Origin of the sequence: Achromobacter veterisilvae (assembly GCF_037619525.1) — a bacterium.
GTDB classification, from domain to species: Bacteria; Pseudomonadota; Gammaproteobacteria; order Burkholderiales; family Burkholderiaceae_B; genus Achromobacter; species Achromobacter veterisilvae.
The window spans coordinates 1,985,625-1,997,427 of the sequence record NZ_CP148753.1 but is presented as its reverse complement, the minus strand read 5'-3'; the positions used below and the strand labels follow the sequence as shown (position 1 = coordinate 1,997,427).

The following is an 11,803-nucleotide window of genomic DNA, read 5'->3' as shown; positions in this document are numbered from 1 at the left end:
CCCGCCATCCGCCCGCCCGGGCAGACCCACCTGTGGCGCACTTATGACTCTTGGCACGTACTTTGATGCATCATCCGAGCGCAAGCCCTCCTCCCCGCCCTGTTGCTGAACCTCTCGCGCCGTCGGCGCAGCCGCCGCAGGCAGAGGCCCGTTTTTCGGCCATGCAGTACGAAAGCATGGGCAACCGGGTCTACACCAGAATCTGCAGCGCGCTGATGGAAGGCCAGCTCCGGCCAGGAGACCGGCTGCGGATCCGGGAGCTGGCCGCGGAATTGGGCACCAGCATCACCCCCGTGCGCGACGGCGTGCTGCGCCTCGTGCAGGATGGCGCGCTGGTCATGCGCAGCGCCCGGGACATCCGGGTAGCCGAAGTCGCCCTGCCCGAGTACCTGGAAATCCGCGACATCCGGCTGGAACTGGAAGGCATGGCGGCCGCGCGGGCGGCCGAAGTCGCCACGGCCGAAGACATCGCGCGCATGGAAGCGCTGATCGAGCAGAACGAACAGGCGCTGGCTGCCGGCGACGTATTGGGCGCCATCAGCCTGAACCAGCACTTCCATTTTGAATACTGCCGCATCGCCAACATGCCGGTGCTATTGAGCATCCTGGAGCGGCTGTGGCTGAAGATGGGCCCGTTGATCGCCCAGTGCTATACGGCGGGCGGACGAGACATGATCGACGGCCACTACTCCCTGCTGACCGCGATGCGCAACCGCGACAGCCAGGCGGCCCGGATCGCCGTCCAGACCGACATCCTCTCCGGCGGGCAGGTGATCCTGGAACTCAAGAGACGCTCGGCCAAGGCCGCCGAAAATGCCGACGCCGCGGATGCAGCGGCAGCCCCGACGGCAAGGCCATCGGCGTAAGGCGATGCGATAACGACCGGTCACGCTGACGCCAGCCGGACGCTACGGGAACGCCGACCGCGCATGCCAGTCGGATGAGTGTGCCTCCGATGCCAAGATTGATCAGCGCAAGACCACGGGCCTTCGGACGGCGGCGACACAGGCTGGCCATCGGCCGGGAATGGATCGTTTACAATTAACAATCATTCCCATTATCGTTTGAACGGAAGGCCCGCGTGCGTCCTGTCGACTTTGCGTCCTCTGACGAATTCGTCAGCCTGTATCGAGAGCATCATGGCTGGCTTGTCCAGATGCTGCGCCGCAGGCTCAGCGGCAACATCGACAACGCCGCGGACCTGGCGCACGACACGTTCGAGCGCGTCATGCGCAGCGAGTCCCGCGCGGCCTTGGCCGAACCGCGCGGCTTTCTCACCACGATCGCCAAGCGCCTGCTCATCGACCAATCGCGCCGCCGCGCGATCGAACAAGCCTATCTGGAGACCCTGGCGTTGCGCAGCGAGGCCACCGAGCCCAGTCCCGAAACGCACGCCCTGGTCCTGGAAGCGCTGAATGCCGTTTGCCGGATGCTGGAACAACTGCCGCCGCGCGTGCGCCGCGTATTCGTACTGGCCCAGGTGCAGGGGCATCCGTATCTGGAGATCGCGCGGCAACTGGACATCTCGGTGGCCGCCGTGCAGCGCGACATGGTCAAGGCCTGGCAGCATTGCTACGCCGTGTTGTACGCATGAGCGCGCACGAGACCGAACGCCTGCATCCCGACATCATCAAGCAGGCCGCGCAATGGATGATGCGGACCGCGGACGCGCCCGACGCCGACACCCAGGCCGCCTGTGCGCGATGGCGCCAGGCCGATGCACGCCACGAGCTGGCCTGGCAGCGCCTGCAAGGCATCAACCAGGACTTCGCCGCCACGACCGGCGCGCATCTGCCCGCGGCCACGGCGGGGCAGACCATCCTGCGCTACTGCGACCAGCGATCGCGCCGCAACGCGTTGAAGTGGATGGCCGGCGGCATCGGCCTGGGCGCGCTGGGGTTGGCCGGGATGAGGGAAGGATTGTGGGACGGCGCGACGGTGTACCGCACGGCGACAGGCGAACAGCGCGTCCTGACCTTGCCCGACGGCACCCAGTTGACCCTGAATACGGATTCCGCCGTGGCGCTGCATTTTGACGAGCGGCAACGCCGGATCGAGCTGCGCGACGGTGAAATCCTGATCGCCACGTCCAGCGATCCGGCCGGACGTCCGTTCAGCGTGAAGACGCGCAACGGCATCCTGACGCCGCTCGGCACGCGTTTTGTCGTGCGCCAGTTGGACGACGCGCGCCGCGCTACGCGCGTCGCCGTGCATGAGGGCGCGGTGCGTATCGATCCCGCCGGATCTGTGGAGGCATCGCGGGTGCTGCACGCCGGAGAGCAGGCCGATTTTGATGCCCGCACCTTGTCGCCCGCTGTGCCGGTGGAAGGCTCCGCACCCGCCTGGAAGCAAGGCATGCTGGTCGCCAACCGCATGCGGCTCGACCGGTTTCTGGAAGAGCTGGGCCGCTACCGCCCTGGATTCCTGCATTGCGATGCCGACGTGGCCGATCGCGAGGTCACCGGCGCGTTCCGCATCGACGACACCGATCGCGCCTTGGAAGTGCTGGCCAGCGCGCTGCACTTGTCGCTGCGCTACCGCACGCGCTATTGGGTCAGCGTGGGGCGCGCTTGACCCGCCCTGCCTGAAGGCGCATCGCAAACAAAGTTGTAACCACGCCGAAGATTATCGATTCTGGTTCGTTAGACATAGAGACAGGCTCCGAGACATCCCGGGCCTGCCCGATCCATTCGACGAACCAGGAAATCTCTCATGGCACCACGCCAGTCTTCTTCGCCTATCGCCGCGCCCAGACCGCCGGGGGCGCGGCCCGCCCGCCTGCGGCTTGCCGTCCATCTGGCATTGACGGCAGTTGTCCCGTTGGCCGCGCCCGCCGCGTCGTGGGCCCAGGCCGCTTCCGCGGAGGGCGTCGTGTTTTCCATTTCCGCGGCGCCGCTGGACGAGGCGCTGGGCCAGTTCGGCGTGGCCGCGCAGGTCACCGTGGTGGCGTCCCCCGCCCTGACGCGCGGCGTCAGGACCCAGGGCTTGTCGGGGCGCTATACGGCCGAGCAGGGGCTGGCGCAATTGCTGGTCGGCACGGGTCTGCAGGCCGTCGCCAACGCCAATGGCGAAGGCTACCAGTTGCGGCGCATCCCGCAAGACGTGCCGGGCGTGTCCACGCTGGCGCCCGTCACGGTCACGGGGCTGGCCGATAGCGCCGTGACCGAAGGCTCCGGCAGCTACACCAGCCGCATGGTGACCATCGGCAAGGGCCAGCAGACGCTCAAAGAGATTCCGCAGTCGGTCACGGTCGTCACGCGCCAGCGCATGGATGACCAGAACGCCAACACGTTGGACGATGTGCTGGCCAACAGCACCGGCATGACGCTCTACAAGAGCCCGATGGGCGGCAACTACGTGTTCTCGCGCGGCTTCCGGGTCGACAGCTATCAGTTCGACGGCGTCAACCGCGCCTTCTACTACCCGCAGGCCAACAACTTCACCAGCAATACGGTGATCCTGGACCGCGTGGAAATCATTCGCGGCGCTACAGGGCTGCTGCAAGGCGCTGGCTCGCCCAGCGCGGCGGTCAACTTGGTGCGCAAGCGCCCGCTCGCCGAAAGCCAGGTGCAGATGATGGCCAGCGGCGGGTCCTGGAACAACTACCGCGCCGATATCGACGCCACCGGTCCGTTGAACGAGTCGGGATCGTTGCGCGGACGCGCCGTGGCCAGCTATAACGACCGCGAATATTTCTACGACGAGGCCAAGAGCCGCACGGGCGTGCTGTATGGCGTGCTGTCGTACGACTTCGGGCCGGACACTACGCTGACCGCAGGCGTCAGCTACGAGGAACTACGGTCCACGCCGTTCTTCCACGGCCTGCCGCACTATTCCAACGGCGACGACCTGGGGCTGAAGCGGTCCACCTCGCTGGGGCAGGACTGGAACCGTTGGAACGGCAAGCAGACCACGGTCTTCGCCGAATTGGCGCACCGGTTCAACAAAGACTGGTCGGCCAGATTGACCGCCACGTCGACGCAGGAATCCAACGATTCGAAGTACGCGTTCTCCGACGGCGCCGTGAATCCCTCGACGCTGCTGGGTCCTTCGCTATACGCCGGCATCTTCGATCTTTCGACGCACAACAAGGCGCTGGACCTTGAGGTGGACGGCACATTCCAGGCGCTGGGGCGCAAGCACTCGGTAAGCGTCGGCGCCAGCCTCAATCACCTGACCAGCAAAGACGATTTCGCATTGGCTCGCCTGAACCGCGCGTCCAATGTATGGGATCCGGACCATCACGTGCCGGAGCCGTCCGACGACTGGCTGCGCGAGAACGCCTACCGCGGTGATGCGACGGTCGTGAAGATGAAGCAGACCGGCGTCTACGGCGTGGGACGTTTCAGCCTGGCCGACCCGCTGACCCTCGTGGCCGGCGCGCGCGTCAGTTGGTACGAAAACACCACGCGCTACCGCGATACCGGCGACCAGTACTCCGATCCCTACAAGGAAAATGGCGTCGTCACGCCCTATGGCGGCCTGATCTACGCCTTCAATCCGCAGTGGTCCGGCTACGTCAGCTTCGCGCAGATCTTTGAACCGCAGAATGCCCTGGACGCTTCGGGCAAGGTGCTGGACCCCATCGTTGGCAAGAACTATGAAGTCGGCATCAAGGGCGAACTGCTCGACGGGAAGGTCAATACGTCCCTGGCCGTGTTCCGCATCGACCAGAAGAACCAGGCGCAGGAAGACCTTGCCGGTGGCTGCGCCATTGGCGATATATGCTACGTTTCAAGCGGAAAATTGCGCAGCCAGGGAGTGGATGCCGAGATCAGCGGCGAAGTGGCCAAGGGGTGGCAGGTGTTCGCCGGCTACACCTTCAACACGCTGAAATTCCTGGACGACACTGACGTATTGAACACCAACTTTGGCCGCACCTTCACGCCCAAACACATGCTGCGCCTGTGGACCGACTACCGCTTGCCGGGCGAATGGTCCGCGTGGACCTTGGGGGCGGGCGTCAACTACCAGACTGGCAGCTATACGGAAACGCGTTCCGTCCGGGTTTCGCAAGGGCCGTTCGCGGTCTGGAATGCGCGGGTCGGTTACCAGTTCAACAAACACTGGTCGGCGGCGTTGAACGTGAACAATATTTTCGACAAGACCTACTACCAGACCATCGGAGCGCCGGGGTGGGGCAGCTTCTATGGCGATCCCCGCAACGCCACGCTGACCGTGCGCGGCACGTTCTAGCGCAGAGCATCCCCGGGGGAGCGGGCCCGTCAGACCACGCTGATGCGCAGCTCCGCCAGCAGCACGGCGGCCTGCGTTTTGGAGATGGTGGCGCCGGCCAGACGCGCGGCAACCGTCAGGTCGATGCCGCTCAAGTCCACTTCGCGCAGGTCGGCGCCTTCGAAGCGGACGTTCTTCAAATTGGCGTTGCGCAGGCTGCCGCCATGGAACACTGTGTCGCGGAAATCGCTGCCGGCCAGGTCGGCGTCCGAGAAGTCCAACTGCATGATGTTGGACTTGCGGAACGACACGCCGCGCAGCAGCGCGCCCACCAGCAGGCATTCCTCCACGGTCCAGCCCAGGCAGGCGATGCCGTCGAAATCCGAGCCGGTCAGTTTGCAGCCTTGGAACCGCGCCGCCGCCAACCGGGCCCGGCGCCAGTTGGCGTTGTTCAGGTCGCAGTTCTGGAACACGGCGTCGCTGGCGTCGGCCGAGGCGAAGTCGACCTGCCCGCCGCGGCAGCGCACCCACGACGTATCGGCAAGCGTGGCCCCCTGGAACGAGGAATTTGCAATGGCGCAGGCCGTGAAACGCGCGCCGCGCAAATCCAGCCGGGAAAAGTCGGCGCCCTGAAAGTCGCAGTCCTGGAACGACAGCGGATTGTCCGCCGCGCGTTCGATCAAGGCCTCCATCGCCTTGCGGTCCACTTCAAGGTCCGTCACGGTTTCAATTGCGTCTTGCGTCATGCTTGTGATCTCGGTTCGATGCCCGGGCGCGGGGCAGGAAAGCGCCACGCCCGGCGTGGCAATCACCAGGATACCAAGCCAGGAACCGAGCCAGACCCAAAATGAAAAACGCCGGAAACCCAATCAGGATTTCCGGCGTTTGAATTTGGTGGGCTGTGAGTGGCTCGAACACTCGACCTACGGATTAAGAGTCCGCTGCTCTACCAACTGAGCTAACAGCCCTTGCAATCCACTCAATCCCGATCCGCTTGGGTTAGCGCTTTTTACTGCCGCCGCCGCTGCGTTTCGTTATGTGTGTAGTGCGAAGAAGCAAGATTATATGTAGCTTTTTTGGTTTGTGCAAGTCACGCCCCAAAAAACTTCAGGGCCCCGCGCGTCAGGCGGCGTAGCCGCCGTCCACCGCCAGGCTCGCGCCCGTGACATAGCGGCCTTCGGGGCCGGCCAGGAAAGCGACCATGCCGGCGATGTCGCGGGTCTCGCCGTAATGCGGCAGGGACAACACCGCGACCAGGTCTCCCGCCCGTTCGCCGTCGGCCGGGTTCATGTCGGTGTCGATCGGGCCGGGGTGCACCACGTTGGCGGTGATGCCGCGCGCGCCCAGGTCGCGGGCCAGGCCCTGGGTCAGGCCGACCAGCGCCGCCTTGCTCGCGGCGTACAGCGCCACGCCCGGCCGGCCGGCGCGGGCGGCCAGGCAACTGCCGATGTTGATGATGCGCCCGCCATCGGGCATGGAGTCCTGGGCCGCCTGGATCGCGACGAACGGCGCGCGGACGTTGACGTCCATCGTCCGTTCGTAGTCGTCCAGGGTCGCGTCGCCGATGGGGCCCGCGATGAAGACGCCGGCGTTGTTGACCAGCACGTCCACCGGCCCGAGTTCCGCGACGGCCTGTTCGACCGCCCGCCTCACAGCGGCGGCGTCCGCCGAATCGGCCTGGACGGCGAGCGCGCGGCGGCCGTCCGCGGACAGCTCCTGCGCCAGCGCCTGCGCGCCGGCTGCGGAAGACGCGCTCACATAGGTAAACGCCACGTCGGCGCCGTCGGCGGCGAGGCGCCGCGCGATGGCCGCGCCGATGCCACGGCTGCCGCCGGTGACGAAAGCCACTTTCCCAGTCAGGTTCTGCATGATCGATTCCATATTTGTAGTGATCGGTACAAATATATTCGCCGACCGGGATCGAGGTCGTCAATCATTTTTTTAATGATCAACACAAAAATCACGCCGCGAGTAAAATCATCGCCATGGCAGAACGTGGGCGTCCCCGGAACTTCGACCGAGCCCAGGCCTTGCGCAAGGCCATGGATGTCTTCTGGTCGAAGGGATATGAAGGAGCATCGCTGACCGATCTGACGGAAGCGATGGGCATCAATTCGCCCAGCCTCTACGGCGCTTTCGGATCCAAGGAAAGCCTGTTCCGCGAGGCCGTCGAGCTCTACCGCGAAACCGAAGGCAGTTCGGGCAGGCGCGCGCTGCAGGATGCGCCCACCGCCCGCGAGGGCATCCAGTCCATGCTGCTGGCCTCGGCCGAACGCTTCACCGCGCCCGGCCATCCGCCCGGCTGCCTGATCGTGCTGGGCGCGCCCTCGGGTTGCGTGAACCACGCCAGCGTGGGCGATTTCCTGGGCGACAACCGCCGCGACATGCAGGGCCGAATCCTGGCCCGACTCCATGCCGGCGCCGCCGACGGCGAGCTTCCGGCGGGCACGGACCTGAAGGGCCTGGCCGCGTTCTACGCCACCGTGCTGCACGGCATGTCGATCCAGGCGCGCGACGGCGCGACCCGCAAGACCTTGCAGGCCGTGGCCAGGCAGGCGATGTGCGCCTGGGACGCGCTGGCCGGGCCGCCGCCGGACCGCGCCCGCTCCTGACGGACCGCGTCATGTTCCGCATCGACCTGCGGCGCCTCATCCTGTGGATCAGCCTGCTGTCGGTCGTCCTGGTGCTGGCGGGCGGCCTGCACGCCAGCTATCTGGTGCAGCGCGACCTGCTGCTGCGCAACACGCTGGAGGTCAACCGGGCCTACGCGTCCAAGCTGGCCAGCGCGACCGACACCTTCCTGACCGATCTGCAGCGCTATCTGTCGTATAGCGCAGACATGCTGGCCGGCATGGAAAACCGGCCGGAACTGATGGACGCGGAGACGCGCCGCCAGGAGCAACAGCTAGGCCACTTCAATTCCAGCTACGTCGTATCGCCGCAGGGCAAGGTGCTGGCCGTGTCCACGTCGTCCCCGCAACTGCTGGGCCAGAATCTGCTCAGCGACGCCTTCAGGGACGCGCTGGCCGCCAGGCGCCCGACCATCAGCGAACCGTTCCAGACCCGCAACGGCCGCTGGCTGATCCTGTACACCCATCCCATCTTTTCCCATGACTACCGCTACCTCGGCTACATCGCGGGCACGCTGTACCTGCACGAGGACAATGTGCTGGACCGGCTGCTGGGCCAGCACTTCTACCGCGACGATTCCTCGCTGTACGTGGTGGACCGCAACGGCACGCTGATCTATCACCCCGACCGCAGCCGGCTGGGCCACACCAGTCCCGACAACGACGCCCTCGCCGCCGCCCGGCGCGGCGAGACCGGCGAAATGCGCTACGCCGACGACCAGGGCCGCGAGATGCTGGCGGGCTACGCGCCGGTGCCGAGCACGGGCTGGAGCATCATTGCGCAACGCCCCGTCGACGATACCCTGCAACCTTTGCGCGCCCTGCTCATGGCCACCGCCAGCAACACCCTGCCGCTGCTGCTGATTTCCGTCGCGTCCATCTGGCTGCTGTCGCGCTGGATCGCCCGGCCCCTGGGCGAACTGGCCAGCATCGCCAAGCACATGCAGAACCCCGATTCCGCCGACCGGATCCGCAAGGTGCGCTCGTGGTACTTCGAGGCGGCCCAGCTCAAGCGCGCGCTGCTCATGGGGCTGGCCTCGCTGCATCACAAGATCCGCGACCTTCGCCGCGAAACCACGACGGACACCCTGACCGGCCTATTGAACCGCCGCGGCCTGGACGAGGCGCTGGCGCTGCTGCAGGCCGAGGACGAGCCGGTGGCGATCGTGGCCATCGACATCGACCATTTCAAGACCATCAACGACCGCTACGGCCATGCGGCCGGCGACCGCGCGCTGCAGGCGCTGGCGACGCTGATGAGCGAAGGCTCCCGCAGCGGCGATACCTTGGCGCGGGCCGGCGGCGAAGAATTCGTCATGCTGCTGCCGGGCGCGCCCATGGCTGCCGCGATCGCCATCGTCGAGCGCCTGCGCCGGCGGATGGCCGCGCAGCACGGCGCGGTTCCCGCCCCCATCACCATCTCGGCGGGCGTGGCCGCCTACCCGGACCATGGCGCGACGCTGGACGCCGTCTACCAGCGCGCGGACCAGGCGCTCTACTACGCCAAGAACCACGGCCGCAACGCCGTCTGCGTGGCGGACGACAATACCCAGGCCGGCTCGCGGATTGCCTCGTCGGCCTGAAGCCGCCTACTTCTTCGCCGGGGCCGGCGCCCTGGGCGGCTTGCGCATCTGCTCCAGCAGCGGTCCGCAGGCGTTCTCGTCGGTGGTGCTGGGCGCGATCAACGCCAGCAGGCCGGCCGCCGGCGTGAGCAGCACGCCCAGGGCGACCATGCCCGCGCCGCGCGCCGCCAGCGGCAGCACGTGCACGCCGACGTCGGGCGAACCGAAAGTGCCCCGCACGTACAGCGGCGAACGCAGCGAAAAGATGCGGAAACCCTTGCTGTCCGGCGTGATGTCCATGTCCACCTGTTCGTTCTTGAAGTCGGCCGTGCCGGTAATGCTGATCAGCGCGTTCTCGGTGTCGAACACGAAGATGCGCGGCGTCATGACGCCGTTTTTCATTTCCAGGTCGGCGGCGCCGCAATTGATCTTGACCTCGTCGTCGCCGAACAGCTTGGACACGACGTAGTTGCCCACGTTCAGCCCCGCGATCTCCATCAGGCTGCGGCTGATCACGCCGTCGTTGACCAGCATTTTCACGTCGCCCGTGGCCGTGCCCAGGAGCGCGGCCACCGAGTTGCCCGCGCCGCTCACCGCCAGGTCGCCGTTCAATTCGCCCAGCGTCTTCTGCATGGCGGCCGTCGCGGGGAAGAGCTGTTTGAGCCTCAGCCGGCGCGCATGCAGTTCGACGCGGCCGGTCAGGGACGCGCCGGAGCCGTCCAGGCGAATCGTGGAGGCGATGCTTCCCCCGGCCATCCCGAAGCGCAGCGGATCCAGCGTCAGCTTGCCGTCCTGCAGCACCACGTGCACGGAAAGGTCGGACAGCGGCAGCTTGCTGTCGTGCACGATGCGGCCGGCGTCCAGCGACACGTCGGCGTCCATGTCGCGCCAGCGGTCCGTGCGGAACGCCTGGGTGGGCAGCACCTTGCCGCCCTTGGGCTTGGCGGGCGCGTCCTTGGCCTTGTCCGTTTCCGCCCCCGCCACCTTGCCCGAGGGCACGCCGATCAGCGGCCCCAGGTCCGCCATGCGCAATTGCCTGGACGACAGCTTGCCGGTCAGCCTGGGTCGGGGCGCGCCCAGGGCGAACGAGATGTCGCCGTGCAGGTCGCTGTTGCCCACCTTGCCGTTGAACCCCTTGTAGTCGAATACGGCCCCGCCTGGATTGCGCAGCTTGGCGACCAGATGCCCGTCGGTGGAATACGGAGGCGTGTCCGGCAGGGTGACCCCGGTCAGCGGATATAGCTGGGCCATCGACGCGCCCGACAGTTTCAGCCGCAGGTCGAGCGCGCCCAGATTGACGGGGTCGGTCAAGGTGCCGGCGACCGCCGCGCGGGTTCCGCCGATCGCCACGTCCGCCTGCACCGGAAACGGCTGCCTGTCGTCCTGCAGGGCCAGCATGCCGCCGACCTTGCCTTCGCCCTTGATGGGCAGCCCCTTGTATTTGCCCGCCACCGTCCAGCCGAACACGTAGTCGCGCGGCGCGGTTTTCGCGCCTTCTTCGTCCGCGAAGGCCGCGCCCGCCACGTCCGCGAACGGCACCGGCTTGCCCAGCGGATCCACCTGCACGGCCAGATCCGCCTTGAGGACCTCGTCGACCAGCCCCACGCGGCCCTTGTCGAAGCCGATTTCATTGATGTCCAGGACCCAGGGCGACGGTTCGCCGGTCTCGGGCAGCGTGAACTCCCAGTTGGCCCGGCCGTCGGCCAGCCGCTCCAGGTCGGCGGCGGGCTCGGTCAACTGGATGCGCCGGATGACCACGCGCTGGCGCAGCAGCGGCAAGGGCGCCAGGCTGAACTCGCCGCGCTTGAGCGTGGCGAACCGGGGCGCCTTGGCCCAGGGCGCGTTGCCCACCGAGATATCGTTGGCGATGACGCGCGGCCAGGGCACCCAGGCGCGCCAGCCGCCCTCTTCCGGCTGCCGCTGCCATTGGACGTCAAGATCGCCATCGATGGCGAAGGGGCGTCCGATGGCGGCGCTGACCCGTTCGTTGATCATGGGCCTGGCCCGATTCCAGTCGAAAGTGGCGATTCCCACCGCCAGCACCGCCACGAGGAGCGCCGCTCCCCCTACAATCCCGATCGCTATTTTTCTCGAGCGCGTCATGGTTATGATCCTTGCCATTGCGGCCGGCGTACCGCGGCCGGCCATCTCTACTCGTCAAGGGTATCGCGGCCCGCAGCGCCGGCCGGGCTTTCCGGCCCCATAATGTATGCGGATCTTTCCAAGCCGTTTCCCCCGGCGGCGCCGCGCGGCTTGCCTCGCCCGGCGTTTGCGCAGCATGTCGCGTGCCCGGCCGCAAGGCGGCCGGTTACAAAACGAAATAGCTGCGGACGACGGGATACGGGCGGCACGCCGGCATTGAGCGAATTTTCGACGCCGGCTCGGTTCAAATGCCCGAATGAAAGAAACGGCCGGCCCTGCATGCCGGATCGCTGA

The 11,803-nt window shown here is 66.7% G+C and carries 9 protein-coding genes and 1 tRNA gene; 6 read left to right on the top strand and 4 right to left on the bottom strand.

The features are described from left to right. The first annotated feature begins 161 nt into the window (after positions 1-161). From WHX56_RS09275 to WHX56_RS09260, 4 genes are all read left to right on the top strand, one after another. Positions 162-866 carry a GntR family transcriptional regulator gene (locus WHX56_RS09275; RefSeq protein WP_129239226.1) on the top strand — a complete coding sequence of 235 codons (705 nt, stop codon included), beginning with the start codon at positions 162-164 and terminating at the stop codon, positions 864-866. A gap of 215 nt (positions 867-1,081) precedes the next feature. After that, positions 1,082-1,594, top strand: a complete 513-nt coding sequence (locus WHX56_RS09270; RefSeq protein WP_338881047.1) for a sigma-70 family RNA polymerase sigma factor — start codon at positions 1,082-1,084, stop codon at positions 1,592-1,594. After that, positions 1,591-2,574 carry a FecR family protein gene (locus tag WHX56_RS09265; protein ID WP_338881046.1) on the top strand — a complete coding sequence of 328 codons (984 nt, stop codon included), beginning with the start codon at positions 1,591-1,593 and terminating at the stop codon, positions 2,572-2,574. Before WHX56_RS09270 ends, WHX56_RS09265 begins: the two co-directional genes overlap by 4 nt. 297 nt (positions 2,575-2,871) lie before the next feature. Beyond that, the gene (locus WHX56_RS09260) at positions 2,872-5,196 is read left to right on the top strand and encodes a TonB-dependent siderophore receptor (RefSeq protein WP_338881045.1); all 2,325 of its coding nucleotides are present in this window, start codon (positions 2,872-2,874) and stop codon (positions 5,194-5,196) included. 29 nt (positions 5,197-5,225) lie between these two features. Here the strand turns inward: WHX56_RS09260 and WHX56_RS09255 are convergent, their stop codons facing one another. The 3 genes from WHX56_RS09255 to WHX56_RS09245 all read right to left on the bottom strand — a co-directional run bounded on the left by WHX56_RS09255 (position 5,226) and on the right by WHX56_RS09245 (position 7,044). Next, positions 5,226-5,921, bottom strand: coding sequence for a pentapeptide repeat-containing protein (locus tag WHX56_RS09255; RefSeq protein ID WP_338881044.1), 696 nt, complete (start codon positions 5,919-5,921; stop codon positions 5,226-5,228). 146 nt (positions 5,922-6,067) lie between these two features. After that, positions 6,068-6,143: transfer RNA gene (locus WHX56_RS09250), tRNA-Lys, on the bottom strand. A 154-nt stretch (positions 6,144-6,297) separates the two neighbouring features. Continuing rightward, positions 6,298-7,044, bottom strand: a complete 747-nt coding sequence (locus WHX56_RS09245) for an SDR family oxidoreductase (RefSeq protein WP_338881043.1) — start codon at positions 7,042-7,044, stop codon at positions 6,298-6,300. A 116-nt stretch (positions 7,045-7,160) separates the two neighbouring features. Between WHX56_RS09245 and WHX56_RS09240 the strand changes: the two genes are divergently transcribed. Both WHX56_RS09240 and WHX56_RS09235 read left to right on the top strand, forming a co-directional pair. Next, positions 7,161-7,787: a TetR/AcrR family transcriptional regulator gene (locus WHX56_RS09240; RefSeq protein WP_129239232.1), complete on the top strand. Its 627-nt coding sequence runs from the start codon at positions 7,161-7,163 to the stop codon at positions 7,785-7,787. 11 nt (positions 7,788-7,798) lie between these two features. Next, positions 7,799-9,388, top strand: coding sequence for a sensor domain-containing diguanylate cyclase (locus WHX56_RS09235; protein ID WP_338881042.1), 1,590 nt, complete (start codon positions 7,799-7,801; stop codon positions 9,386-9,388). A gap of 6 nt (positions 9,389-9,394) precedes the next feature. On the opposite strand, the gene WHX56_RS09230 is transcribed toward WHX56_RS09235, so the two are convergent. Continuing rightward, positions 9,395-11,470, bottom strand: coding sequence for an AsmA family protein (locus WHX56_RS09230; RefSeq protein ID WP_338881041.1), 2,076 nt, complete (start codon positions 11,468-11,470; stop codon positions 9,395-9,397). Positions 11,471-11,803 lie beyond the last annotated feature (333 nt).